Here is a 24,314-nt window from a genome sequence, read left to right as displayed (position 1 = left end):
GCGTGCTGCACGGCATGCAGAATTCATTTTTTGGTAGTACGACTTCAAAGGACAAAAACACATGTTGCTTCCGGTAATCATGGCTGGCGGTTCCGGCTCGCGTCTCTGGCCGCTTTCGCGTCAACTTAACCCTAAGCAATTTTTGCCGTTGGTCGACCAGAATCAGTCCATGCTGCAGGCAACGATTGAGCGCCTGCAGGGGCTGGACGCCCAAGCGCCGCGCTTGATTTGCAACGAGCAGCATCGGTTTCTTGCAGCAGAGCAGCTACGTCAGATTGGCCTGGAGGAGGCCAACATTCTGTTGGAGCCAATGGGACGTAACACGGCACCTGCGATTGCTTTGGCGGCATTACAGGCCATAGAAGAAGGTCAGGATCCGTTGCTGCTGGTTTTGGCTGCCGATCACTTGATTCAGGACGTGCCTGCGTTCCATGCCAGTATTGAGGCTGCCATGGTGTTAGCCAAAGCAGGCAAGCTTGTTACCTTTGGCATCGTACCGGCCTACCCTGAAACCGGTTATGGCTACATCCAGAAGGGCGAAGTGCTTGGTAGTGAAGGGTTCAAGGTTAACCGTTTCGTTGAGAAGCCCGACCTTCCCACAGCCCAGCATTACGTTGCCTCTGGGGACTATTTTTGGAACAGTGGCATGTTCATGTTTCGTGCCAGCCGCTACTTGGCGGAGCTGGAGGCGTTCCAGCCCGACATTCTCAAGGTGTGCCGTCAGGCATTGGCGGGGGCAGAGCAGGACCTGTACTTCACCCGTATTGATGCAGATGCCTTTCGCCAGTGCCCGGACGACTCGATCGATTATGCGGTGATGGAAAAAACGGCCGATGCCGCCATGGTGCCTTTGGATGCTGGATGGAGTGACATTGGGTCATGGTCTGCACTGTGGGATGTCAGCGAAAAGGACAGCAACGGGAATGTCTTGAAGGGGGATGTCCTTCAACACGGTACTCGTCATAGCTATGTGCATGCCGAGCATCGCTTGGTGACGACGGTAGGGGTCGAGGACCTGGTTATTGTTGAGACCAAGGATGCTGTCCTGGTTGCCCACAAGAGTCATGTGCAAGACGTCAAAAAGATTGTTGAGCAGCTCAAGCAGGACCAGCGCCATGAACATGCCAATCACCGTGAAGTGTATCGTCCTTGGGGGGTATATGATTCGATCGACAGTGGGCACCGTTATCAGGTTAAGCGTATCACCGTAAAACCGGGAGCCAAGCTGTCGTTACAGATGCACCATCACCGTGCCGAGCACTGGATCGTGGTGATTGGTACGGCGAGTGTCACCAATGGCGACAAAACCTATCTGGTCACCGAGAACCAGTCTACCTACATCCCTATCGGGCAGGTTCACGCCTTGGAAAATCCGGGCGTTATCCCATTGGAGCTGATCGAGGTTCAGTCAGGCACGTACCTGGGTGAAGACGATATCGTTCGCTTTGAAGACAAGTACGGGCGTGTCAAGCCAAAAAACAAAGCATGACTGATAGTGACTCAGGCGGGGCTGGCCGGTGCTGGCGCCTCTGAGTTGCTGTGTAGGGTCGGGTGTTTTGGCTGCGGGCGCGGTGCCTGGCTGCAGTGCATGCTAACCAGTGTTTTATAGAGATTGGGGTCTGTTCAAAGACATGCAAGTCATTCATCGGTATCAACCAACATTTGCAGAGCGTTATCCCGTTCCTTTTTTTGTCGCGTTAACGGACATGGTCATCGTCTTGGTGGCGGGCTTGTTTGCTTTCCATTACCGTTTTCAGCACTTTGAAATGACGGGGCGTTACAACACCGCAACGATGATTACGGCCATTGTGGTCGTGATCTGCTTGGCGTTGGGCGGTGTTTATGGCTCGCAGCGAGGCCAGTCGTTCTGGCGTCAACTCAGTGTCTTGGTGGTTTGCTGGCTGTCGGCTGCTGGTGTTCTTTTATCGTTGACGTTTTTCCTGAAGCTTTCAGGTAGCTATTCCCGCATCTGGTTCAGTGTAATGTTATTTACGGGAGGGGCATTGTGTTTGTTGCTGCGCCTTTCCGTGTTTTTGTTTTTACGCCGTATACGTGGCTCAGGGCTGAACCTGAAGAGTGTACTGCTGGTTGATTCTGGAGGGCAGTCCGCCAGCCAGCTAAACAGTGGCCGTACCTTGGAAGAAGACGGTTTTCGTATCTCCGCAAGCCTTGCATTTAGTCAAAACGACGACTGGATGGACAGCCTGGTCGCCAAAGTTGATAAGTTAGGCGTGCATGAAGTATGGCTGTGCCTGCCGCTCAGTGAAGGGGGCGTCATCCGCTCCATCATGTATGCCCTTCGCCACCACACCGTTGCAGTTCGCTTCATTCCGGAGTGGGGTGATATCCGCTTGCTGAACCACAAAGTGAGCCATATTGCAGGCTTGTATTCATTGGACCTTAGCTGCAGTCCGATGGATGGCCCTGCATTGCTGGTCAAGCGGCTTGAAGACTTGACTATCGGGGGCTTGATCAGCCTTTTGATACTCCCGGTCTGCCTGATCGTTGCTGTCGCCATCAAGGTATCCTCCCCTGGTCCGATTTTGTTTAAACAGTATCGAATGGGTATCAACGGTAAACACTTCAAGGTGTACAAATTCCGCTCAATGGTAGTGCATAGCGAAGGTGGCATTACCCAGGCCACACGCAACGATGCGCGTGTGACCAACGTCGGAGCGTTTTTACGGCGTACCAGCCTTGATGAACTACCGCAGTTTTTCAATGTGCTCCAAGGGCGCATGTCGATTGTTGGGCCTCGCCCTCATGCGTTGGCGCACAACGAGTACTACAAGGACTTGGTCGAATCTTACATGCAGCGGCATAAGGTCAAGCCAGGTATCACCGGCTGGGCTCAGGTCAGTGGCTACCGCGGTGAGACAGATACGCTTGAGAAAATGCAAAAGCGTGTCGAGTACGATCTTTGGTATATCGATAACTGGTCACTTTGGGTTGACCTGAAAATTATAGTTCTTACTGTTTTTAAAGGCTTCATTAATAAAAACGCATTTTGATTTTGTTTGAGGAGGTAGTGGTGGTTATGAATGGAGTAGAAGTATTGCGGAGTGATTTTTCTAGAGGACGAAGCTGGCAGCTTGTTTTGATCTGGATGCTGGCTATTGGGTTATTCATTCAGTTGAGTGGTAAGGTTTGGATCCAGTCCGGTGGTGCGAGGGGCACTCAGGTATATATATGGCTTCTTTTGCCGGCGCTAATTTTTGTTTTCTACAAATTGATCGTTCGGAGTAAATGTGTACCGTCGGTTCACTATATCCCATGGATTTTTTTTCTGCTTTGGGTTGGCTTGAGTACACTATGGGCAACAGGCTCTGAAAAGGATGCGTTCTCGCTTGCGAAGCGAGGGTTGTTGATTGCCCTGTATCTTCAAGCGATCTACTTACTAATGTCCTACAATGAGGCCTTTCTGAAGAAAGCGTTGTTGGCAGGGGTGGTCATGGTTGCTATAGGTGCCCTTGTCAGCATTGTTTATCAGTTTGGCATTTTGGATAAACCACTGGCCTATCGTGCTTACCGTATAGATCGCTCGGGTATCGGGAATTTTGCCAATTACGGCTGGCCTGTAGTCGCGGGTATTTTTCACGGTGCAATCGCTGTTTGGGCGCTCGGTGTGGCATTGGATAAGCGCACGGTGTTCAAGTCAGCGCTGTTTTGGCTCGCTATTTTCATGCTGTTGAGCCTTTATGTATTGTTGACTTATACTAGGGGGGCATGGTTTGCCTTGCTGGGTGGTATTGTGGCTGTAGTCATTTTACAAAACTCCAGGCTCGGTTGGTGGTTGTTGGGGATCGGCACAGTGCTTGTCGTTGTACTGCTTATCAAGTTTTGGCCACAGTTGATCATTGAGTTTCAGGAAAAGCAGTTGTCTGGACGCGGGCCTATTTGGGTCTACTATTTTAAAGTCATGTCAGGTAACTGGGCCGTTGGGCACGGGTTGGGCACACCCTTCGAGTATCGCTGGCCTGATGGTGTTCATGTTTCCCCTCATGCCCATAGCTTGTACCTCCAACAGGCCTACGACAGCGGCATCGTTTCGCTTGCGTTGCTAGGCGCGGGTCTACTGGGGTTGGCCCATAAAGCGTGGAAACTGCGCAGCAACTATTGGGTGCGCCTTGCATTTCCTGCATTAGTCTTTGCGCTGATCGCCATGCTTACGGATGTTGAGCGGATCTTTACTCGACCTGGTGACTACTGGACGTTGTTCTGGTTGCCAGTGGCGATTTTGTTGGCGGTGCCGATGCGGTCTAAAGACGCTGAGCAAGCCACTGTGTCGAATTAGTAGCTTTGAGGTAGGCGTATTGCGCGTCTGCCTTTCCCTGCGTCTGAGTAAAACGCTCTTCACATTCGGCCTGAGTCCGGGTGGATTACGCTCCTAAGCTTCCTCCAATGCGAACGTATAGCCTTCGCAAGCGTTGGGGATGTACTGAAAAGAACGATAGAGGCCAGTGAAACCCACCAGGTGGAACGGAAGCAATTCAGGACGTACTGGTTGATCCAGATTCTGGCTATTTTTAGTCGGTAGCCAATTAGGCTAAGACGGTATAGCTGTCTGATCTCTGAGGCCTTGTAGAGTGTTCTCAAGGGGAAGCCAGTGCTTAGGAAGCGCTCGGGAAAATCTACACCCGCCTCAGAGTACTCTATTACCCTGAAATTGATCCTTAGGATAGACTCCCATAGTTTAAGGTCGCTTATGCGTACTTGGCAGGGGTGCATAAGGTGTACGTCAATACCATGCATACGCATGGCACCGAGCATTAAGCACTGTTCTGCCATTTTGTAAGCCGCCGAGTACCCCGTGAAGTTTCCGAATGGGTTGCGAAATGGCCGGCTATGGAATACTTCGTTCTCCTTAAATAGCGGTTGGTTCCAGAAAGAGAGCATATCCTCTCGGGTTCCGAACTGAACCAGATCCGAGATGTGAAACAGCATAGGGACTTTTATTGGGTTGCGGATGTAGAGGGTTGTGATGGTAATAGGGGTTTTGAACAGTTTCGGCTCGTCGGGAGCGAAATGCTCTGGTTCTCCTATGACGGCAAGGGAAGTGCTGGTCATGTTGTGATCCGCACGAAATTTCATGACGTATGGCCTTGTGGCCGCCTGAATACCGGATAGCGTTGAGCGCAGCATACGATTCGAGTTAAACTGGTTGCCCGAGCAGTCGAGAAAGTAACCAGGATCTTCCGAAACTACAATCTGGTCCGCCTCAATACCGGAGGTATCCTCATGTGTCCAAGTTGACACGATGATTTCAGCCGTTGGAAAGTGTTTTTTGATCGAGGCGATGCATGCAAAGATCCCCCTCTCTGGGCTCAGATTCCTGTAAAGAGGACCTTGGATCACTATGCTGATTTTTTCCGCCTCAATAGGCGTAAGATGCCATTCCATATGTGCTACCCTTTGCTAATCTATTAGCCGCTGAGCTTGTTGGCGAGCGTGAAACTGTGATGTCGCAACAGCCAATCAACTACTTTTCTTAATGCGGACACAGTGTGTGTTTCTGTCGTTTTTATGTGCGCTTATGAGTCTAGCATCGTTGATGCACATGCCCGTTAGTGTTAGTGGTTAGATGAAATTTAAATTAGATTTTTTCAGGCTATGCTTGGCTTTTTTTAGGATTCCTTGGGGTTGTGCTTTTGTCATATACAGGTGTCTATAAGATTTGACTCGTCAAATGGTTCGCGAGCAGTGCTCTTCATACGATCATATGGTAAAAGCGCCCACAGCACAATCAGCCTGGCGTCCACTATTCATTTTGATGCTTCGCCCGCGCTCCGAATGAAATGCTGTCGCCTCACCTCTCGGGTGGCGGCGGCCAAAGATATTTGGTCATATAAGTTCAGTATCGGTGCGGCTCATTTGGCAGATTTGAAAAGACGTTTGTAAGTGCGTCGGAGCAGGTTTTTTATTGGGGGCAGTGCTCCGCTTGGTAGCGGAAGGCTGATTGATAATTTTTTAATCGTGTTGAAGAAAAGCATTGTTATTATTTGGTCTGAATAGGGTGTGGAGATTCTGCTTATGGGCAGGTTATTGAAAGATTCGTTGATCTTCTGTGCAAATGTTCCGAGATACATACTCGGTACGGTAAAAACTAGGTTGCGTTTTTGAAGTTTTGGATTTATATAGCTGTAGCGCGAGAGCTTTAGTATAAATTCGGCGCATGTTTTCTCGGCGTGCTGGCCAAAATCAATAAGTATCCAACTGCTATCGATTTTATTCATGTGTACAGTAATTTTGTTTGGATCCGTGCACATGGCGCCATCGGTGATGCTGACTTTTTCATGCAGGAAGTCATTCAGATTAAACAGAGTGTAATCTTTCGGTGGGTTACGACCTAGAAGCTCCGACAAGTTATAGAGTTCATCCACTACAATGATAGGGACGGTTTTTCTGTTCTCGTGTTGGATGCGGGAAAGCTGGCTGATCAGCTCCTGGCTCGTAGGCTTCGGATTTAGTTGAGAAACGACGAAGATGTTCACTCGGAAGTCTCGGTGTAGGAGTTGAATGGGGTCGAGTTATAAATTGCTTTGACAGCAGCGCCGAAACTCTCAAAGTAGAAAACCTTCCCATTATTCTTGTAGACGCGCATCGCCGAAACTAGGATTCCCGGAAGGGATAGTAGATTATAGTGAAAGTAGTCAGTAACGGTACTGAGGAACCATGTCTGTAGGGCTCGTTGATGTAACATGTTGTGTATTTCGTTGCTATGGGTGATCAGCGTTTTCTTTGTTTTAGCGGGTTCGAGGAAAAAACGACAAACTAAATCTTTCTGTCTCATGTTCGGCAGTTGGTCGAGTAGCACCAATTTCTCAAAGTCAGAAATAAACTCGCGGACTGCGTCGACATCATATCTGAACGTGGACTTTTGAATTACCTCGTTGATCAGCTCTACCCAAGCGCGAGGTTTGATGTTGCGCACGCCGGTTGGAATTTCGACTGTTGTCGGGTTGGTAACGTATTTGTTTGCAAACTGCTGCAGTTTGGTAAGAGCATTTTCAGTCGAAACTTTGAATAGAGGTTTCTTCTTTAGTACGGAGAAGTTATAAGGTCCGGTATGCCCAAGGCGCCCGCTCATTAATTCTACCGGTAATTTCACTCCCAGTAGAGCACGAGAAGTAATCGACTGGGTAATACCGTAAGGGTTGACCCTGCTCGGAATGCCCGCTTTTGAAGCACGAATGCCTTGCTCGATATCCTCAAATTCAACCCAGTATAGGGATTCGTCCAGCGGGTAAGAATTCCAGACTTCTTTACGGCAGATGTAGAGGCTACCGGTGGGGTAGTTAGTGTCTTTGTTGTAGCGCATGGGACTGGCGAAGCAGAATCCGGTTCGTTCGATTTCACTGAAAATCGAAGGCGCAATGATTGCAGCTTTCCCGGAGTTGCGGTGCAAACCTTGCAGACCCTGAGCAATCTCACCCATAGCCATGCCATAATCGGAGTAGCGACGTGGGTGCATGCTTACTTGGTTGTCGAAGAACATGCTCTGCAGTGTCATCAGCGGGTAGCGTGGGCCAAATCGGCGAACCATCTCGCCGAAGTGTTTCGGTAAGAAGACACGATCATGCAGGATCACTAGATTGCTGTATTTTGCTTCTAGAGCCAAGCGGTTCTTTTTCTTACAAATTTGTACCGGCGGGGCAGATATGTCTTCGCCTACAATGCTCACCTTATCGAAGTAGGCGAAGTTACTCCCCGGTGTGCCGCATAGGATGATCTCCTTGTTCGGGATATCTATTTCCATAATGCGCTTCACAACGGCATTCAGAATAGTAGCGTCCTCCGGCCCGACAGGGATGCCAAAAGTCCAGCTATCGAGGTCGTCATCGACCTCAGCTGCCAATTTTGATGTCTTCTCGTAGGTAACCGACTTGGGTGAGCGTGCAATCGCTTTGAGTGATCCTGTGAAATACTCGCGATCTAGATAGAAGTCAACAGATGTGTCTTCGATAACGGTGATTTTCTCGCCAATACTAAGGAAGTGAGCGGCATCCCACAACAGAAGCGGTGCGAGCGGCGAGTCACTCTGAACAGCATAGAAACAGTACGACCCATTGCCATAAATCTCCCGCGGCCGTTGAGCAGCATGCAGCTTCTTAATGATCAGGTCAGGCTTTCGAGATGGATGCTTGCGGAAGGAAACGAAGCTCGAACACTCATGAGGCAGTGGCAGATTTTCTGGGAGTTCACGCAACTTGCCCGTTGAAATGTATTCGAGACCTGGATGGTGTTGGAGATGGGTCGTTTTCATGTGTTAGACAACGTACTTGTCATTCAGGGCGCCTGGCACTTTGACCACGACGGTTACTGCATCAGTGATAGCTTTAAATGCGGTGACGTCACCGGGCTCAAGTACCACGATATCGCCCTCAGCAAACTCTTGGTCACGCATCACTACCGTCCCTGAGAGTACCAGCGTTATCTCCGTCGCAACCTTGTGGTAGTGTGCCGCTTCGTTATCACCAGCCTTGTAGGCCTTGACACCGACTTCACAGGCCTCTGTGCTGAAAGCGGTCGGCTCAAACCCTCCTACGAACCAGCCTTTGACCATGTCTTTCAATTGTGCTGAGTTCATCGATTAGTTCCTGTTTCAAATGCCTGAAGTTGGCTATGGGTTTTCAGTGGTCGGTACTGGGTTGGCTCTATACGGTAGGTGCCAATTCTCTTGTGCTGTAACACCAACTCGTTAAGGGATGGAGATATGAAGAAACTGTTATTGACCTTGGCATCTTTACGGATCATGTCCTTCACCGCCGATACGAACATCGAGCCAGACTTAAACCAGTACACTCCGGCAATAGCATGGGGGCTGATCGGGTTTTTTTCAGCAGCTTCAACTACAAGATTGTCAGTGGCTAGGCGCACGAACGAATAGCGGGGGTGTAGCGATTTAAAGATAACAACGCCAGCATCATCGCCATTCTCGCGGAATGTGTGCACCACGTCAGCCAGCGACACGTCCAAAACTTCGGTAGTGCTAAGGATCAGCAACTCTTCGTCGTTGTCGATCTGCTCACTTGCCAGCAGGGCGGTGCAAGCCGCTCCTTTGGTTATATCTTGGATTGGAAGGACACTGGCCGCTGGATGCATCTGGTGAACCATGTTTCGCAGATGCAGCTTGGTAGTATCGCTGCTGGAGAACATGCAGATTATCTTGCGTGGGCTGAGTGCTGCGCAGTTCTCGATGAGGGACTGAATTAAGGGCTTGCCGTCGCACTCTGACAGATATTCTGGATACTCTCCGTCACTGCGTTGCACTTCATTTTTTTTGCCAGAGAGTAGGATTACATTCAGCATATTCATAGGTTGGCTACCGTGTTGAGGTTGGAATTGATCTCGTCGATCTTGTTGAGGATATTTTCAAGATTTACATCAGTGGTTTCCGAGACAACCAGAACATGAGCGCCAGACGCTACTGCCGCCTTGATACCGTTTTCGTTGTCTTCGACGATCAGGCACTCTTCAGGCGCCAAACCCAGACTGTTGATGGCCTTAAGGTAGATATCCGGTGCTGGCTTGGCCCGCTCTACGTCTTCGTTAGAGAGTTGCAGGTCGAGGTACTGGTCGAGATTTGCCTTGTCCATCATCACCTCTACAGTATTGCGGATGGAGTTGGAAGCGACGGCTAGTTTGTAGCCAAACTTTTTCAGTGAGGACAATGCATACTGGTGTACGAAAGTCGGCTTGCATTGGGCATACACTATTTCCATTGTGTAGACCTGTTTCATCTCGTTGATGAATTTATGCAGGGCAACCGGTAGATCACGTTCGACGCTCAGTATGTCGAGTTTGCGTGAGGTCGGCAGGCCGTCATAGGAGGTCAAGTGCTCATGGCGACTGATGTTGTAGCCGAAGAGGTTGAGCGCCTTGTTCAGTGCGTCGTAGTGCCATTCCTTAGCTTCGATGAGGACACCGTCCATATCGAAAATTACTGCTTTGATCATGATTGCCTCACTTGAAAAAGTTAACTGCATCTTCTGGGAGGTCGGTGCATAGTGTTAGGCCGTCTTCCGACTTTAGGTCGGACAGCTGCTGCCATAGCGCCGTTGGGCTGCGGTCGTGGAGTTCCGGAGAAACTACGCAAACCTGCTTACCTTGAGATAGTAGGTTCGTGATGAGGGAGTTGGTGTACCATTCGCCCTCGAATCCATCGAGCCAAACACCTGCTGCTTGGTCGAGCCATGCTGGTGATTGCTCCACTTCGCTAAGACGGGTATAGGTGGCGATGCCTTCTCGCATGTAGCTGCGCATGTCCGGAACCGCCATGTCGAAGACGAACCAGTTGGTGTGACCGTGCTGGTCAAACTTTTCTCTCACGGCTTTAGCCAGACCATCAGCCTTAATGTTAATTGCCAAAGGTAGGTTGCGATCTGCCATTATTTCGAGGAGGTTGTCGAGGGTTAGTTCATGGCCTACTGGCATGTCGTGGGAAATTACGAGCTGGCCAGCAACATCACGTACGTCGGTTTCTGTGCCGAAACCGAGGTCGAACGACCTATGAAAAGCTTCAGGTTGGTTGCGCTCCGACTTCTGCAGCCAGTAGCCACGGTGGCTTATGATCCGCATATCAGGCGGCCTCGGTCGAGGTAGCTCTGTTGCTTACCGGAAGTGATAGGAACAGTTCCAGGTCTGCCGGAATTCCTAGGCCATACATTCCTTGACCTTCAGAGCCGATGCAGTAATGGATAACTTTTGTGTTTTGTTCGATAATTTCGTTGTAGGCTGGGGCGACGTAGAACTCACCGTTGACGCGGAGGTCCTTTTCAAACATTGATTTGATGGCGGATATTAACTGCTTTCCGTAGCGAAAATTGTAGATTCCAACAGTTGCCTCATCGGAGATAACCTCCTTCTCGATAACCCGATTGATAAGGCCGCTATCGTTGAAGCCAACGAACGACCACTTCGGGTCATTAGCCTTCATCGTCATGATCAAACCGTCTGCGCAGGCCTCGTCCATCGCCTGCAGGTAGGTATTAATATCCATATCCACGTACTGATCACTATTGGCTATCATCACGGGGTGATCGTTATCAATCAGGTTTTTTGCGGCATATACAGTGCAGGCTGCGCCCTCAGTTATACCGTCGAGCTCGATAATTTCGCAATTAGGCGCCCAGGTATTCAGCTTTTCTTTAAGACCGTAGTCTGCGACATGTTTCGCCTGGCAGATGAAAATAAACTTGTGTTCGCAGTCAGGGGTGAGGTTGTCGATGACAACCTTAATCATAGGTACCCCGTGTATGGGGATCAGCGGTTTTGGATCTTTGTACCCGGCAACAGCAAAACGGCTTCCTGCTCCCGCCATCGGAATGATAATTTGCAGCATAATTAATACCTTTGTAAATGTGGTATTTTGGATTTTCAAAAACTTAATTTTGAAGGTGTGCCATAGTTAAAAGAAGCCTTGGTCAATAACCCGGCCGTGCTCAAGAGTTAGGTAACGCTGGCAGAACTGCTTGCCCTGTTCTGCTGCATGAGTGACGAGGATTAGAGCCATGCCATCATCTTGCATGTCACGTATTCGCTGGTGGCATTTTTGCTTGAAGTCCTCGTCACCAACTGCCAGTACTTCGTCGGCTAGCAAGGTCTGTGGTTCTACATGGACAGCCACCGAAAAACCAAGTCTCATGTACATGCCTGATGAGTAGTTCTTTACTGGCGTGTCGATAAAGTTTCCCAGTCCAGAAAAGTCAACGATTTCATTAAATCTTGCACGTGTTTCTTTGTTGCTTAGGCCGAACAGGCTGGCGTTAAGGTAAATATTTTCTTCGCCAGTGAGCTCGTGGTGGAAGCCAACTCCCAACTCGATCAATGGTGCCACACGGCCTACAGTGCTGACGCTTCCGCTGGTTGGGACGAGAATGCCAGAGATTAGCTGCAGTAGTGTACTTTTACCTGAACCATTATGGCCAATAAGGGCTAGCGATTCGCCTTTATTTAGGGTGAATGAAACTTCATTGACTGCCATGAAACGCTCAACGCGCTCGCGGTATTGAGAGTCAAATAGGCCCAGGATTTTTTGTTTCAGGCCACCTCGATTGTGGCGAAGAATGAATTGCTTGCTGAGGCCTTCGGCTTTAATGGCGATATTGCTCATAGATACTCCACCATCTTGTCTGCTTTTTTGAATATGGCAAGGCCGATTAAAAGAGATGTGGCACCCAGTATTGTGCAAAATAATAAGTCGATATTATTGGGGCTGACGCCATCATGGAGAATGGCAGTGAAACTGTTAAAATAAGGTGCAATGGGATTGAAGGCGACAATTTTAGCCGTGCTGACAGGCAGCGAAGAAGTCATCCATACAATAGGGGTGAACCAGAATAGAAGTGGTAGAAAAACGTCTACAAAATGTTTGGTGTCGCGTACGGTAATCTGTATGACGCTGATTGCTAGGCCAATTCCCATAATAAGCGCTATAAAGGATGCTAAAATGACCGGGTACCAAAGTAATGCCTTGGTTGCAATGCCGCCAAGTAGGGAAAAAAGGATCGCGTAGACAATCATGGCGACGCCCCAAAAAACGATCACTGTTAGTGCACTCGATAGGGGTAGTAGTATGCGAGGGAAGCGGAGCTTGCGGATAAGATTATTGTTATTGATCAGCCACTCACCACTCTGAGAAATAACTTGAGATAATAGCATCCAGTGGACGACACCTGTTACTAGATGAAGAGCAAAGCGATCTTGGTTGCTTGGCAAGATATAGGTAAAAACTACGTAGTAGGTAAGGGTCACAACAAGTGGGTTGCCCAAGGACCAAATGAACCCCAGGGCTGCTCCCGTGTAGCGAATTTTGATTTCCTTGGATACAAGGTTTATAACTAGGTCTCGCCACTTGGTAATCCCTAGGCTTTGTGATGATGACATTGTACTATCCAGTAATTAAAGGCTGCATTGGTAGGATGGAGCTAGGGATTGTAAAATATATTTATTCCTGTGGAGGTATTGGTCTGAGATCAGTATGTTTACTGGCTTGAGCTCTCCTCGAAAATGCCTCGCAAGACAGTTGGCAGTTATCATGGGATCCCGTAGAGAGAGCTTCCATGTTGCAAGCGCCGCTATCTTGCGCGACTATGCGTCATTCATAAATCTGACTGGGTGGACGGTATCATTGGTTGTGGCACGCTCTTGATGTAACAGGCACTTACATTCGCTGCGCTTTCTCTTGCGTACGGCAGTTCGTCGAGCTTCGTGACATTTGCAATCTTGGTTACGGTCGCCAGTGTGCCGAGTTTAATGATGGCGTCCTCGCGTAGCGGCAGGTAACGGTCCCTTAAAAAACATTTGAGGCCACCCATGCGCTTGTCGCCTGCCGATCTCTCTTGGGTCGGTGCTGGGAGCTGAGCATCGTGGATCCACCAGTGAGGCATGCCAAAGCTACCCCCATTTGCCGGCGTGGGGTACCAGTTCTTTTTGGGGTTTCTTCCATCACCAGACCGCTACGGAACTGAAAAAACTGCCAGATGCGCTGAAATACGCCTTTGCCATTTGGATAGTATGGTTCGGTCAAGGTAATCAATCTTTCCATGGCACCACCTGATCCATCTCAATCAGGAATGATTTCTATGCAGCTGCTTGTGCTCTTGCAAGCGAGCTTGCCGTTGGTAAAGGGCGTCACTTGGAAATTCAGTAGGCCTTAGTCTAGGTATTCTGCGAAAATTAGATAATTCTTTCAAGTCATACCTAGGTGTTCGGTCTCGGAGAGTCATGGTGCATCCTTGAAAGCCGTTTAGTGGGGACACCCATTTAGGCGAGAATGCCCGCCATAAAGGGGGGGCTGATGACCAAACAACGTCGTACCTTTACCTCGGAATTCAAGCGCGAGGCTGTCAGCTTGGTGCGCGAGCAACGCTACAGCGATGTCGATGCAGCCCGTTCGCTTTGACTGGTTGGTTCGGCCTTGCGTCGTTGGGGTAGCCAGCTTCAACGGTGGCGAAATGGCGTGATTCCGACTGGTAAAGTGCTGACACCTGAACAGCAAAAATCCAAGAACTGGAAGCTCGGATCAATCGGCTGGAACGGGAAGAATCGATATTAAAAAGGCAACCGCGCTCTTGATGGTCAAGGAGCAAGTGTAGTGGTCTAATGATTCCGGACACCCATTTAGGGATTCTCCGATCAAGTCAGCACAGTTCGCCCGACCAGCGCTGAAATAGCCCCCGTTCAACCAGCCCCTCACAAGCCTTGCCCATGAGTCGGATGAGCTTTTCCGATTTCGAGTACGCCGGTAAGCGCAAGCTGACCCGCCGTGAGCGTTTCCTGGTCGAGATGGAACAGTTCGTGCCGTGGAGCGGGTTGGTCGCGTTGATCGAGCCGCACTATCCGAAGGCCGTTGGCGGTCGTAAGCCTTATCCATTGGAAACGATGCTGCGCATTCACTTGCTGCAGAACTGGTTTTCGCTGAGCGATCCGGCGATGGAAGAAGCGTTGTACGAGATCACCTCCATGCGCCAGTTTGCTCGGCTGACGCTCAGCGCCCCGATCCCGGAAGACACGACGATCATGAATTTCCGGCACTTGCTGGAGAAACGTAAGCGAACGGGCATTACACCTTGCCGACGGATACCCAGCTGTGCGGCAGCAGCTCGGCCAGAGCGCTGGCCTTCTGCGTCGGCAGTCGCGTTAGCACATCCTTGAGATAGGCATACGGATCATGCCCATTCATCCGCGCCGACTGGATCAGGCTCATGATTGCCGCCGCCCGTTTGCCGCTGCGTAGCGACCCGGCAAACAGCCAATTGGAGCGACCTAGAGCCCACGGGCGGATCTGGTTCTCGACTTGGTTGTTGTCGATGGGCACAGCGCCATCGTCCAGGTAGCGCGTCAGCGCTACCCAGCGTTTGAGGCTGTAATCCAAAGCTTTCGCCGTGGCTGAGCCGTTGGGCACAAGATCACGCTGGGCCAGCATCCAGTCATGTAGTGCGTCGAGGAGCGGTGAAGCCTTTTCCTGCCGTATTCGCCAGCGTTCTTCATTGCTCATGTCGCGCACTTGGCGTTCGACTTCGTACAGCCCAGCGATAGAGTGCAGCGCCTGTTCGGCCAGTTGGCTTTTGTTCGCCGCGTGCAGATCGAAGAACTTGCGGCGGGCGTGAGCCATGCAACCGATTTCGGTGATGCCTTGCTCGAAGCTGGCCTTGTAGCCAGCGAAGTCGTCGCAGACCAGCTTGCCATTCCACTGGCCAAGAAAATTGCGCGCATGCTCGCCGGCACGGCTGGGGCTGAAGTCGTAGACCACGGCCTTCAGATCGGCGAAGGGCGTGGTGCTGTAGGCCCAGACGTAGGCACGGTGGGTCTTCTTCTCGCCGGGCGCGAGCATCGAAACCGGGGTTTCGTCGGCATGGATCACGCGCTGGGCAAGCACCGCTTCGCGCAGCGCATCGACTAGGGGCTGGAGCTGCACGCCGGTTTGCCCGACCCACTGTGCCAGTGTCGAACGAGCGATGGCCAGGCCGGCACGGCCAAAGATCTTCTCCTGCCGGTACAGCGGTAGGTGGTCGGCGAACTTGGCCACCATCACGTGAGCCAGCAGGCCGGCGGTAGGGATCCCCTTGTTGATCACCTGGGCCGGCACGGGCGCCTGGATCAGCGTTTCGCATTGGCGGCAGGCCCATTTCCCACGCACGTGCTGTTCGACGGTGAACACGCCCGGCGTGTAGTCGAGCTTTTCGCTGACGTCTTCGCCGACGCGCTGAAGCTGGCAACCGCAGGCGCACTGGGTGTTCTCCGGCTCGTGACGGATCACGGTGCGCGGAAATTGCGGTGGCAGCGGTGTGCGCTTGGGTTGTTGGCGTGGTTCGGCTGGGGTAACCGGAGGATTGACGGCTTTCAGCTCGGCCTCGATGGCGGCGATGTCGGTGTCGAGCAGGTCATCAAGCAGGCTGCCCTGATCAGGGCTTAGCTGCTCGCTGCGCTTGGCGAACTTGTGCCGTTTGAACCATGCGATTTCGTGGGTGAGCTGCTCGATGACTGTTTGATCGCGGTGGATCTTTTTGCCCATCGCATCGACTTGCGTGAGCAACTGCGCGGCCAGTGCGCGCAGCTGGTCAGGTGTCAGTTGGTCGAGATTGGGCGAGGAAGTCATGCCGCTGATTGTGCCAGAGCAGGCGGTCAGCGGAGATAAACCGATGGGCTAATGGCAGGTGCTACAGCACTGTGATCGCGCCGGCTGCGCCGACTCGCTGCCAGGGCAACCCCAGTACCAAAGCCTGAAGTTGCTCGGTGTCGAGTTCGACTTCCGAGCCGTGCCGGATGCCTGGCCAATGAAACTTGCCCTGGTGCAAGCGCCGCGCGGCGAGCCAGATACCCACGCCGTCATGCACCAGAACTTTCATGCGGTTGGCGCGGCGATTGGCGAACAGATAGGCGCAGTGCGGCTTCGCCGCACCGAACACCGCCACCACGCGGGCCAACGCGGTTTCAGTACCCGCACGCATATCCATCGGCTCGGTGGCGAGCCAGATACTATCCACGCGGATCACTGGGCGAGCCCACGGACAAAGCGGGCGCAACCTTCAGGATCGGAGGCTGGCCATTTCACCGTGACCGATTGCGCGCCCAGCGGTAGCTCGATAATCACCGCTGCTTCAGCTGGTCGTTTGGGCGTAACCCTCGCAGGAACGAACGCCGGCAACGCCGCTGGCAGTTGATCCCGATAAAGCGGTAGCCACTTGCGAATGACGTTGGCGTTGATGCCATGGCGTATGGCCACGCTGGAGACGGTCGCACCAGGTTGCAGGCACTCCTGAACAACCTGGGCCTTGAACGGTTTGGGGTAAGAGCTTCGTTGGCGCATGGAAATCCCGGCGATAAGGGCTATCGCGTCCGCTTAAAAATACGCGGACACCATCGCCCTTAATGCGGGATTGCGGAAGGTGACTTGGCTGGACGCTTACGGAGAAACACCAGTTGGCGGCAGGCATACTGGAAACGATCAATGCCTACCTGCGGGACAAGGGGCTGTCGTTGCGTCAGGGCACCATTGTGGATGCCACGATCATCCACGCGTCTAGTTCGACCAAGAACAAGGAAGGCAAGCGCGATCCAGAGATGCATCAGACGAAAAAGGGCAACCAGTACTGTGTGTCACGAACACAGGTCGTATGACCTGTGATGCTGTACCGAAGATGGAAGTAGGCCTTCCGAAGTCGGCTTGCAGGAGCAGGCTTCAAACCACCCGGTGCTGCTGCATCCAAAAGGTGCGGTGGTGAGCGACCGAGGAAAAGTCATCCCATGATGATGGCAGGTGAGTATGGAGAAGATGAGCGAGAGCAAACCGTCCGATGACGCATCGTTATTCCCTAAAGTGCTGTCGAAACTGAGGTTGAGTATTGGCTTCAGGACGAGTTGGGGCGTTACCTGCTTACGGCCCCAGTGGCAGCCGGTGTAAAGGCGGCATGATCTTCATACAGGCTTGGGTACGGAACGTGAGAACCTTGTTCCAGATGCAAAGGAAAATGACAAATGGCTAAAACCATGAGGAAGAATACCAATGCTGGAATAAGGGGCGGAGCCTCCTGTAGTAGTGATGAAGGCTTTGTAATGAAGCTGGAGCGAAGGGGAGGCGTTATCCTGTCAACGAACGCCGCCAACCTCAGGGGATGAGCGGTGTGAGTTCGAACAAACCTTACAACATAGCGAAGCGCGTGATATGGGAGGCCTATCAGCAGGTCAGAACCAACCGGGGAGCTGCTGGAATCGACGATGAGACCATTGCCGATTTTGAGCGGAACCTGCCGAAGAATCTTTACAACCTATGGAATCGAATGTCGTCGGGGTCTTATTTCCCGCCGCCGGTCAAGGCTGTTGAGATACCGAAGGCATCGGGGGGTATACGCAGGTTGGGAGTGCCGACGGTCAGCGACCGTATCGCACAAACTGTAGTCAAACTCCTCATCGAGCCAAAGCTGGATGCGCTTTTCCATCCGGACTCATATGGATACCGACCAGGACGTTCAGCCAAACAGGCCATAGCGATCACACGCGAACGCTGCTGGCGATACGACTGGGTGGTGGAGTTTGATATCAAGGCGGCTTTCGATCACATTGATCATGAACTGCTGATGAAAGCGGTGCGAACCCATATCAAAGAGGATTGGATACTGCTGTACATCGAACGATGGCTGGTTGCTCCATTCGAGGCAGCAGATGGCGTTCGCATTCAACGCGAACGTGGCACCCCGCAAGGCGGCGTGATCAGTCCCATGTTGATGAATCTGTTCATGCATTACGCCTTTGACGCATGGATGCAACGAAATAGCCCAAACTGTCCTTTTGCCCGGTATGCCGATGATGCGGTAGTGCATTGTCGTAGCCAGAGGCAAGCAGAACACGTGATGCGTTCAATCGCTTCACGTCTAGCGGTTTGTGGCCTCACGATGCATCCCGAGAAATCGAAAATCGTGTACTGCAAGGACAGCAATCGACGCGCAGGGTATCCGCATGTGAGCTTTACCTTCCTTGGTTTCACTTTTAGACCTAGGAAGGCAATCGGCCAGCAGAACAAGCTTTTCACCAGCTTCCTTCCGGGAGTCAGTGCGCAAGCGTTGAAGCGGATGCGGCGAGCAGTGCGCGAGTGGCGGGTCAGCCGCCAAACTCATGTGACGCTGGCTGCTGTGGCTCGGCTTTACAACCCAGTGATACAAGGTTGGTGGCAGTACTATGGCGCGTTCTATCGGACGGCCATGCTTGGTATCTTTCGACATATCGATAGCGCGCTCAAGCGTTGGGCCGGTCGTAAGTACAAAATACTTCACGGGCGCAAGCGGCGTATATCTGAATGGTTGGACACGGTGCATAAGGCTGCCCCTCGACTGTTTTATCACTGGCAAGTAACCGAGCAACAGGTTGGATAACGGGAGCCGTATGACGCGAGAGTGTCACGTACGGTTCTGCGAGCGGCTACGGGGGCAGTTCCTGTGGCCGACTCACCATTTCGGCATGAAGGCCCATATCGGCGCAGATGCTGAATCGGGGCTGGTGCATCACGTTCACGGCACGGCTGCGAACGTGGCCGACGTAACGGAAGTTGCCCATCTGCTGCATGGCGCAGAGAACGTCGGCTGTTATACCGGGGTTGAGAAAAGATCAGAGCATTAAGGGCGGGCAGTGATCTGGCAGATCGCCGCGCGACGCAGCACTTACAAACACTTGGGCAAACGCAGCGCGCTCTACAAAGCCAAGCGCAAGATCGAAAAGGCCAAGGCGCAGGTACGTGCGAAAGTGGAGCACCCGTTCCGGGTGATCAAACGCCAGTTCTGCTATGTAAAGACTCGCTTTCGCGGCTTGGCCAAGAACACAGCGTAGTTGACCACGCTGTTTGCGCTGTCGAATCTGTGGATGGTACGCCGGCAGTTATTGAACGCTGCGGGAGAGGTGCGCCCGTAAGGTCTGAAAACCAGGGGGGCGCCCTGGTTTTCAGTAGCCGGTGACCGCAAGTCGAGCTTTTCTGAGCCCCAAAATCGTCCGTTGTCTGCTGTTGGGTGACTTGTTCGGAGATTCCTTAGGCGAGAATGCTCGCCATAGAGAGGTGTCTGATGACCAAGCAACATCGTACCTTTACCCCAGAATTCAAGCGCGAAGCGGCCAGCCTGGTACTCGACCAAGGCTACAGCCATATCGATGCCTCCCGTTCGCTTGGGCTGGTGGAGTCGGCCCTGCGTCGATGGGTTAACCAGCTTCAGGAAGAGCGCAATGGTGTGACGCCGACCAGTAAAGCGCTGACGCCCGAACAGCAAAAAATCCAAGAGTTGGAAGCCCGGATCAATCGATTGGAACGGGAAAAATCTATATTAAAAAGGCCACCGAGCTCTTGAAGGCCGAGGAACACGAGCGTTTGCGTTAATTGATCAACTCCGTGCTGAAGAGCCTGTTGATCTGTTGCGCTCGGTATTTGAAGTCACTCGATCCTGCTATTACACGCACTGCCGCAAGCGTCGATCTCCAGACGTTGAGCGGCTGGTTTTGCGCAGCCGGGTGAACGAACTGTTCACCCAAAGCCGCAGCGCGGCGGGCAGCCGAAGCATCATGTTCATGATGCGAGAGGACGGCATAGAGATTGGACGATTCAAGGTGCGCAAGCTGATGAGCGAAATGAAACTGATCAGCAAGCAACGTGGCTCACATGCCTATAAAACGCGACGGTGGAACGGCCGGATATCCTGAACGTGCTGGATCGAGAGTTCACCGTGTCGGCGCCGAATTAAGTCTTGTGCGGTGATATCACGTATGTATGGGCTCAAGGTCGCTGGCACTATTTGGCAGCGGTGATTGATCTTTTTGCCCGTCGCGTGGTGGGCTGGGCATCTTCATCGAAGCCTGATGCCGACCTGGTGATTAAGGCGCTAGAGGCGGCCTATGAGCAGCGAGGCCGACTTCAGTACGTTATGTTTCATAGCGACCTTGGAAGCCAATATGGCAGCCGCAACTTTCGCCAGCGACTGTGGCGCTAACGTTTTTAAACAGAGCATGAGCCGACGTAGAAACTGCCACAACACTGCGCCGATGGAATGGTTGTTTCGCAGCCTGAAAACGGAATGGATACTAACCGTGGGCTACATGAGCGCTTCGCTGGCACAGCAGGATATTGGCCGATTTCTGATGCACAGGTACAACTGGCAACGGCCACATCAATTCAACGGCGGGTTGGCGCCCGCCGTGGTTGAGGAAAAACTTAACGCAGTGTCCGGGATTAGTTGACCACTACACGCCGTTCCTTACGCCCAATATGCTGGTGCTTGCTCTCCTCGTACACTTTGGCAAACCGTGACTTATCCACACCCGGGTACGCGTTCAGCGCGTCATACACCAGCGCGTCATACCGCGCTTCTGTGATGAACCGATAGATTTCCCGGTGGTAGAAAAAGCCAAACTGAAAGGCCAGGGTTTCGCTCAGGTCGTCGGGCGCTTTCAGGAAGCAGTTCTCAAGGTCGATGGCATGGGCAGGGGCGTCGCCGGTGTTGGCGAGCATCACATTCGCGGCCCACAGGTCCATGTGAATGATGCCTTTGCTGTTCAGGGCCTGCAGCAATTCGAAGGCTTTTGCGATGAGGTGTTCAACCCTATGAGGGTTGGCGTTCACCCATTTTAAGGCCATCGGTGTGGTCGGGCAGTAGCTCGGTGATGATGATCACGTCGTTTGCCAGCCCCACAGGCGAGCGGGTGTAGCCAAAGGCTATCAACGACGGCACGCGTACACCGCGCCGTTGGGCTTCAGCCGTGTTCATCAACTCTTCTATGGGCCAGTCATACATGCCGCAACGTTTGGCGCGGCCTCTGGCGATACGTATTTTTTTCTTGAAGGTGTCGATGGGCTGGCGTTTTGCGAACAGGCGGCAACCGCTGCTGAGTACCGGCGCACTCACGCGTTTGTCTTGGCGTGCCTGGGTTAGCAAATGTTTCATCGCGTCAGCCACACGGGGCGTAATCGGCGTGCTGAAGTGCAGTGTCGACCGCTGATGGGTGTAGGTAAAAGGGAAGTCCTTGACCAGTTGTTTCGCATCCCTGCCCACGTTTGAAGCCCTATATCAAAATGCCATGTGACTGATGAACATAGCATTTTTAGGTTTTTTTACATTTTTTTTACATTTCCTTTACGAATTTTGCATTCGTTTGGGTGGGTGTCTGTTGAGGTGTGCAGGCAAGGCTGGGGGTGAACGCGCTGTCGAATTTAGTAAAAAATCCTCGGCTTATCGCGTTTGACGCACGGCACTCAGGGGCTAGGTTTCAGGGGCAGCCAAGGAAAAGCTGCCTCAGCAAGCAAACGACCTAAGGAGTGTCACCTTATGCGCCATATGTACTTGTCCTCTCTGCTGTTAGCCCTGTTCGCGACCTTTTCATTGCCCGCTTCGGCGGCGCCAACGGCCCCGGCCCAGCCTGTCGCTCAGGTTGTTGTTGAGCAAAGCGTGGGTAAGGTTGATTTGAATAAAGCCAGTGCCGCTGCCCTGCAAAGTGAATTGACCGGTATCGGTAAAGCCAAGGCCGAGGCTATCGTCGCCTACCGTGAGGTTCACGGGGACTTTGCGTCGGTTGATGAGCTGCTGGAGGTCAAGGGTATTGGCAAAGCGCTGCTGGAGCGCAATCGCGATAAGTTGACGGTTAACTGATCGGGAGTGGGGCGGATGTGTCGGCGCGGCGTTGTGAGCATTTGGCGCTGGGGAGGTGTTGTCTTCCATCGCGGGCAAGCCCGCTCCTACTTTTTGGACTGCCTCCGAGAAATTGGACACAAATCCATCCCTTGGTGGGCAGTCCATTTTTTCGGGCGGGCTCGGTCCCGCATGTTTAGCGGTCCTTGGCGTCTTTGGCGTCCATTTCGGCGTTGCGTTCGTGAATGCGCTTGAGCTGTTCTTCGGTCAGCGGCAGTTTTTGTGCGGTGTCGCGCAGCAGCATCAGGCCGCCAATGATGGAGCCAAGGGCAACCACCAGGATCAACCAGGCATACCAGGGCATGGGGTGCTCCTTGTTTAGTGTTGGGTGTATTACCTGAAGTATAAGAGGGCTAGCGGGTTGACGGCGAATTCGTGATCAGTGGGCCCCCTTGCGCCGCTGCATCGGCTACAATGCGCGCCGATTTCGACTTGCCAAGAGACTTGCCCATGTCCGTCTGCCAGACGCCTATTATCGTCGCCCTGGATTTCCCTTCCCGTGACGCCGCCCTGAAGCTGGCCGATCAGCTGGACCCTAGCCTTTGCCGGGTCAAAGTCGGTAAGGAGCTGTTCACCAGCAGCGCTTCGGGCATCGTCGAGAGCCTGTGTGAAAAAGGCTTCGAGGTGTTTCTCGACCTGAAATTCCACGACATTCCGAACACCACCGCCATGGCTGTCAAAGCGGCTGCCGAGATGGGCGTGTGGATGGTGAACGTGCATTGCTCCGGTGGCCTGCGCATGATGGCGGCCTGCCGTGACGTGCTGGCCCAGCGCAGCGGCCCTCAGCCTCTGCTGATTGGTGTTACCGTGCTCACCAGCATGGAGCGCGAAGACCTGGCCGGCATCGGTCTGGACATCGAGCCGCAAGAGCAGGTGCTGCGCCTGGCTGCGCTGGCCGAGAAGGCCGGTATGGACGGCCTGGTCTGCTCGGCTCTGGAAGCCCCGGCGCTGAAGGCAGCTCACCCGTCGCTGCAACTGGTCACCCCGGGTATCCGCCCTGCGGGCAGCGCTCAGGATGACCAGCGCCGTATCCTGACACCTCGTCAGGCGCTGGATGCAGGCTCCGACTACCTGGTGATTGGTCGTCCGATCAGCCAGGCCGCCGATCCAGCCAAAGCGCTGGCCGACGTGGTTGCCGAGATCAGGGCTTAAGCACCAGCTTGCCGAAATTTTCCCCGTTAAACAGCTTCAACAGGGTTTCGGGGAAGGTTTCCAGCCCTTCGGCCACGTCCTCCCGGCTTTTCAGCATGCCGGTGGCCAGCCAGCCGGCGATTTCCTGCGCGGCGGCGGCAAACTGCGGGGCGTGGTCCATCACCACAAAGCCTTCCATCCGTGCCCGATTCACCAGTAGCGACAGGTAGTTGGCCGGTCCTTTCACCGCCTGCTTGTTGTTGTACTGGCTGATGGCGCCGCAAATCACCACCCGCGCCTTGAAGTTCAGGCGGCTGAGCACAGCATCCAGGATGTCGCCACCAACGTTGTCGAAATAGATATCCACACCCTTGGGGCACTCGCGCTTGAGGCCTTCGAGGACGTCTTCGGCTTTGTAGTCAATGATGCCGTCGAAGCCCAGCTCATCGATCAGGTAGCGGCACTTCTCCTGCCCACCGGCAATGCCGACCACGCGGCACCCTTTGAGCTTGGCGATCTGCCCGGCGATGCTGCCGACCGCACCGGCCGCGCCGGATATCACCACGGTTTCACCGGCCTTGGGTGCGCCAACGTCCAGCAGGGCGAAGTAGGCGGTCATGCCGGTCATGCCCAGTGCCGACAGGTAGCGCGGCAGCGGTGCCAGCCGTGGATCGATGGTGTAGAAGCCTTTGGGCGCCCCGAGGAAGTAGTCTTGTACGCCGAGTGCGCCGTTGACGTAGTCGCCTACGGCGAAGTCGGGGTGTTTCGAGGCGATCACTTCGCCAACGCCCAAGGCGCGCATCACTTCACCGAGAGCCACTGGTGGAATGTAGGACTTGCCCTCATTCATCCAGCCGCGCATGGCCGGGTCCAGTGACAGGTAGAGGTTTTTGACCAGCACCTGGCCGTCTGCCGGTTCGTCGACGGGCACCTGCTCAAAGGTGAAGTCATCCCGTGTCACGGCGCCCACTGGGCGTTTGGCGAGCAGGAAACGGCGGTTGTTCAAGGCGGGCATGGCGTCGTTCT

At 53.0% G+C, this 24,314-nt stretch carries 22 protein-coding genes and 6 pseudogenes; 11 read left to right on the top strand and 17 right to left on the bottom strand.

Annotated elements, in window-relative coordinates; all coding sequences use genetic code 11:
- Nucleotides 1-61: 61 nt before the first annotated feature.
- From CS390_RS18030 to CS390_RS18020, 3 genes are all read left to right on the top strand, one after another.
- Complete coding sequence (locus CS390_RS18030; protein ID WP_099775512.1) at nucleotides 62-1,489, top strand: mannose-1-phosphate guanylyltransferase/mannose-6-phosphate isomerase; 1,428 nt, start codon at nucleotides 62-64, stop codon at nucleotides 1,487-1,489.
- A 142-nt stretch (nucleotides 1,490-1,631) separates the two neighbouring features.
- A complete protein-coding gene (locus tag CS390_RS18025; protein ID WP_099775511.1) occupies nucleotides 1,632-3,011 on the top strand; it encodes an undecaprenyl-phosphate glucose phosphotransferase in 1,380 nt (459 codons plus the stop codon).
- A 26-nt stretch (nucleotides 3,012-3,037) separates the two neighbouring features.
- Nucleotides 3,038-4,294 (top strand): O-antigen ligase, encoded by a 1,257-nt coding sequence (locus tag CS390_RS18020; protein WP_099775510.1) that lies wholly within the window; start codon nucleotides 3,038-3,040, stop codon nucleotides 4,292-4,294.
- Between the two features lie 59 nt (nucleotides 4,295-4,353).
- Here the strand turns inward: CS390_RS18020 and CS390_RS18015 are convergent, their stop codons facing one another.
- The 10 genes from CS390_RS18015 to CS390_RS17970 form a co-directional block, all read right to left on the bottom strand.
- A complete protein-coding gene (locus CS390_RS18015) occupies nucleotides 4,354-5,400 on the bottom strand; it encodes a WavE lipopolysaccharide synthesis family protein (RefSeq protein ID WP_099775509.1) in 1,047 nt (348 codons plus the stop codon).
- 467 nt (nucleotides 5,401-5,867) lie between these two features.
- A complete protein-coding gene (locus CS390_RS18010) occupies nucleotides 5,868-6,491 on the bottom strand; it encodes a hypothetical protein (protein ID WP_099775508.1) in 624 nt (207 codons plus the stop codon).
- On the bottom strand, nucleotides 6,488-8,263 hold the full coding sequence (locus CS390_RS18005) for a hypothetical protein (RefSeq protein WP_099775507.1): 1,776 nt from the start codon (nucleotides 8,261-8,263) through the stop codon (nucleotides 6,488-6,490). The genes CS390_RS18010 and CS390_RS18005 overlap by 4 nt, the downstream gene beginning before the upstream one ends.
- Nucleotides 8,264-8,266: 3 nt before the next feature.
- On the bottom strand, nucleotides 8,267-8,587 hold the full coding sequence (locus CS390_RS18000; protein WP_099775506.1) for a hypothetical protein: 321 nt from the start codon (nucleotides 8,585-8,587) through the stop codon (nucleotides 8,267-8,269).
- Nucleotides 8,584-9,315: a glycosyltransferase family 2 protein gene (locus tag CS390_RS17995; protein WP_099775505.1), complete on the bottom strand. Its 732-nt coding sequence runs from the start codon at nucleotides 9,313-9,315 to the stop codon at nucleotides 8,584-8,586. The genes CS390_RS18000 and CS390_RS17995 overlap by 4 nt, the downstream gene beginning before the upstream one ends.
- Nucleotides 9,312-9,956, bottom strand: a complete 645-nt coding sequence (locus tag CS390_RS17990; RefSeq protein ID WP_099775504.1) for an HAD family phosphatase — start codon at nucleotides 9,954-9,956, stop codon at nucleotides 9,312-9,314. The genes CS390_RS17995 and CS390_RS17990 overlap by 4 nt, the downstream gene beginning before the upstream one ends.
- Nucleotides 9,957-9,963: 7 nt before the next feature.
- Nucleotides 9,964-10,578 carry a phosphodiesterase gene (locus tag CS390_RS17985; RefSeq protein WP_099775503.1) on the bottom strand — a complete coding sequence of 205 codons (615 nt, stop codon included), beginning with the start codon at nucleotides 10,576-10,578 and terminating at the stop codon, nucleotides 9,964-9,966.
- A 1-nt stretch (nucleotide 10,579) separates the two neighbouring features.
- On the bottom strand, nucleotides 10,580-11,341 hold the full coding sequence (locus tag CS390_RS17980; protein ID WP_099775502.1) for a glycosyltransferase family 2 protein: 762 nt from the start codon (nucleotides 11,339-11,341) through the stop codon (nucleotides 10,580-10,582).
- A gap of 66 nt (nucleotides 11,342-11,407) precedes the next feature.
- Complete coding sequence (locus CS390_RS17975) at nucleotides 11,408-12,112, bottom strand: ABC transporter ATP-binding protein (protein ID WP_099775501.1); 705 nt, start codon at nucleotides 12,110-12,112, stop codon at nucleotides 11,408-11,410.
- Nucleotides 12,109-12,885, bottom strand: coding sequence for an ABC transporter permease (locus tag CS390_RS17970; RefSeq protein WP_099775500.1), 777 nt, complete (start codon nucleotides 12,883-12,885; stop codon nucleotides 12,109-12,111). The genes CS390_RS17975 and CS390_RS17970 overlap by 4 nt, the downstream gene beginning before the upstream one ends.
- 913 nt (nucleotides 12,886-13,798) lie before the next feature.
- On the opposite strand from CS390_RS17970, the pseudogene CS390_RS25405 reads away from it, so the two are divergent.
- A pseudogene (locus tag CS390_RS25405) lies at nucleotides 13,799-14,061 on the top strand (transposase); the annotation flags it as partial.
- A 147-nt stretch (nucleotides 14,062-14,208) separates the two neighbouring features.
- Nucleotides 14,209-14,553 (top strand): annotated as a pseudogene (locus CS390_RS17955) (transposase); the annotation flags it as partial.
- 10 nt (nucleotides 14,554-14,563) lie between these two features.
- Here CS390_RS17955 and CS390_RS17950 read toward each other — a convergent pair.
- From CS390_RS17950 to CS390_RS17940, 3 genes are all read right to left on the bottom strand, one after another.
- Nucleotides 14,564-16,099: an IS66 family transposase gene (locus tag CS390_RS17950; RefSeq protein WP_099773211.1), complete on the bottom strand. Its 1,536-nt coding sequence runs from the start codon at nucleotides 16,097-16,099 to the stop codon at nucleotides 14,564-14,566.
- A gap of 61 nt (nucleotides 16,100-16,160) precedes the next feature.
- Nucleotides 16,161-16,487 (bottom strand): IS66 family insertion sequence element accessory protein TnpB, encoded by a 327-nt coding sequence (gene tnpB / locus CS390_RS25400; protein ID WP_145991801.1) that lies wholly within the window; start codon nucleotides 16,485-16,487, stop codon nucleotides 16,161-16,163.
- A gap of 5 nt (nucleotides 16,488-16,492) precedes the next feature.
- Nucleotides 16,493-16,810 (bottom strand): transposase, encoded by a 318-nt coding sequence (locus CS390_RS17940; RefSeq protein WP_079761861.1) that lies wholly within the window; start codon nucleotides 16,808-16,810, stop codon nucleotides 16,493-16,495.
- Between the two features lie 95 nt (nucleotides 16,811-16,905).
- Between CS390_RS17940 and CS390_RS17935 the strand changes: the two are divergent.
- From CS390_RS17935 to CS390_RS17915, 4 pseudogenes are all read left to right on the top strand, one after another.
- Nucleotides 16,906-17,094: pseudogene (locus CS390_RS17935) on the top strand (IS5/IS1182 family transposase); the annotation flags it as partial.
- Between the two features lie 521 nt (nucleotides 17,095-17,615).
- Nucleotides 17,616-18,883: pseudogene (gene ltrA, locus CS390_RS17925) on the top strand (group II intron reverse transcriptase/maturase).
- Nucleotides 18,884-18,942: 59 nt separating this feature from the next.
- A pseudogene (locus CS390_RS17920) lies at nucleotides 18,943-19,401 on the top strand (transposase); the annotation flags it as partial.
- Between the two features lie 149 nt (nucleotides 19,402-19,550).
- Nucleotides 19,551-20,712, top strand: a pseudogene (locus tag CS390_RS17915) (IS3 family transposase).
- Here the strand turns inward: CS390_RS17915 and CS390_RS25395 are convergent.
- Nucleotides 20,705-21,007, bottom strand: a complete 303-nt coding sequence (locus CS390_RS25395; protein ID WP_256587512.1) for a hypothetical protein — start codon at nucleotides 21,005-21,007, stop codon at nucleotides 20,705-20,707. The pseudogene CS390_RS17915 and the gene CS390_RS25395 overlap by 8 nt on opposite strands.
- A gap of 67 nt (nucleotides 21,008-21,074) precedes the next feature.
- Nucleotides 21,075-21,524 (bottom strand): hypothetical protein, encoded by a 450-nt coding sequence (locus tag CS390_RS25390; protein ID WP_256587511.1) that lies wholly within the window; start codon nucleotides 21,522-21,524, stop codon nucleotides 21,075-21,077.
- 273 nt (nucleotides 21,525-21,797) lie between these two features.
- Here CS390_RS25390 and CS390_RS17905 point away from each other — a divergent pair, with 273 nt between their 5' ends.
- A complete protein-coding gene (locus CS390_RS17905) occupies nucleotides 21,798-22,118 on the top strand; it encodes a helix-hairpin-helix domain-containing protein (RefSeq protein ID WP_099775497.1) in 321 nt (106 codons plus the stop codon).
- A gap of 175 nt (nucleotides 22,119-22,293) precedes the next feature.
- Here CS390_RS17905 and CS390_RS17900 read toward each other — a convergent pair whose 3' ends face one another.
- On the bottom strand, nucleotides 22,294-22,461 hold the full coding sequence (locus CS390_RS17900; RefSeq protein WP_065759863.1) for a DUF2897 family protein: 168 nt from the start codon (nucleotides 22,459-22,461) through the stop codon (nucleotides 22,294-22,296).
- A 146-nt stretch (nucleotides 22,462-22,607) separates the two neighbouring features.
- On the opposite strand from CS390_RS17900, the gene pyrF reads away from it, so the two are divergent.
- Nucleotides 22,608-23,309, top strand: coding sequence for an orotidine-5'-phosphate decarboxylase (gene pyrF, locus CS390_RS17895; RefSeq protein ID WP_065759864.1), 702 nt, complete (start codon nucleotides 22,608-22,610; stop codon nucleotides 23,307-23,309).
- Here the strand turns inward: pyrF and CS390_RS17890 are convergent.
- Nucleotides 23,299-24,303 (bottom strand): NADP-dependent oxidoreductase, encoded by a 1,005-nt coding sequence (locus CS390_RS17890; RefSeq protein WP_099775496.1) that lies wholly within the window; start codon nucleotides 24,301-24,303, stop codon nucleotides 23,299-23,301. The two genes, pyrF and CS390_RS17890, sit on opposite strands and share 11 nt — an antisense overlap.
- Between the last annotated feature and the right edge of the window lie 11 nt (nucleotides 24,304-24,314).

It is taken from the genome of Pseudomonas sp. HLS-6 (genome assembly GCF_002753995.1).
GTDB lineage: Bacteria > Pseudomonadota > Gammaproteobacteria > Pseudomonadales > Pseudomonadaceae > Aquipseudomonas > Aquipseudomonas defluvii.
Note: the sequence above shows the minus strand (reverse complement) of the source record. Positions and strands in the feature narration are given on the sequence as shown.

Bases quoted from the DNA above. Each gene is read 5' to 3' on its own strand.
- CS390_RS17990 (WP_099775504.1), bottom strand. From the start codon at position 9,956: ATGATCAAAGCAGTAATTTTCGATATGGACGGTGTCCTCATCGAAGCT.
- CS390_RS17890 (WP_099775496.1), bottom strand. From the start codon at position 24,303: ATGCCCGCCTTGAACAACCGCCGTTTCCTGCTCGCCAAACGCCCAGTG.
- CS390_RS17970 (WP_099775500.1), bottom strand. From the start codon at position 12,885: ATGTCATCATCACAAAGCCTAGGGATTACCAAGTGGCGAGACCTAGTT.
- CS390_RS17905 (WP_099775497.1), top strand. From the start codon at position 21,798: ATGCGCCATATGTACTTGTCCTCTCTGCTGTTAGCCCTGTTCGCGACC.
- CS390_RS18020 (WP_099775510.1), top strand. From the start codon at position 3,038: ATGAATGGAGTAGAAGTATTGCGGAGTGATTTTTCTAGAGGACGAAGC.
- CS390_RS18000 (WP_099775506.1), bottom strand. From the start codon at position 8,587: ATGAACTCAGCACAATTGAAAGACATGGTCAAAGGCTGGTTCGTAGGA.
- CS390_RS25395 (WP_256587512.1), bottom strand. From the start codon at position 21,007: ATGGACCTGTGGGCCGCGAATGTGATGCTCGCCAACACCGGCGACGCC.
- CS390_RS17950 (WP_099773211.1), bottom strand. From the start codon at position 16,099: ATGACTTCCTCGCCCAATCTCGACCAACTGACACCTGACCAGCTGCGC.
- pyrF (WP_065759864.1), top strand. From the start codon at position 22,608: ATGTCCGTCTGCCAGACGCCTATTATCGTCGCCCTGGATTTCCCTTCC.
- CS390_RS17985 (WP_099775503.1), bottom strand. From the start codon at position 10,578: ATGCGGATCATAAGCCACCGTGGCTACTGGCTGCAGAAGTCGGAGCGC.
- CS390_RS17900 (WP_065759863.1), bottom strand. From the start codon at position 22,461: ATGCCCTGGTATGCCTGGTTGATCCTGGTGGTTGCCCTTGGCTCCATC.
- CS390_RS17980 (WP_099775502.1), bottom strand. From the start codon at position 11,341: ATGCTGCAAATTATCATTCCGATGGCGGGAGCAGGAAGCCGTTTTGCT.
- CS390_RS17975 (WP_099775501.1), bottom strand. From the start codon at position 12,112: ATGAGCAATATCGCCATTAAAGCCGAAGGCCTCAGCAAGCAATTCATT.
- CS390_RS18025 (WP_099775511.1), top strand. From the start codon at position 1,632: ATGCAAGTCATTCATCGGTATCAACCAACATTTGCAGAGCGTTATCCC.
- CS390_RS17995 (WP_099775505.1), bottom strand. From the start codon at position 9,315: ATGAATATGCTGAATGTAATCCTACTCTCTGGCAAAAAAAATGAAGTG.
- CS390_RS18015 (WP_099775509.1), bottom strand. From the start codon at position 5,400: ATGGAATGGCATCTTACGCCTATTGAGGCGGAAAAAATCAGCATAGTG.
- CS390_RS18030 (WP_099775512.1), top strand. From the start codon at position 62: ATGTTGCTTCCGGTAATCATGGCTGGCGGTTCCGGCTCGCGTCTCTGG.
- CS390_RS18005 (WP_099775507.1), bottom strand. From the start codon at position 8,263: ATGAAAACGACCCATCTCCAACACCATCCAGGTCTCGAATACATTTCA.
- CS390_RS17940 (WP_079761861.1), bottom strand. From the start codon at position 16,810: ATGCGCCAACGAAGCTCTTACCCCAAACCGTTCAAGGCCCAGGTTGTT.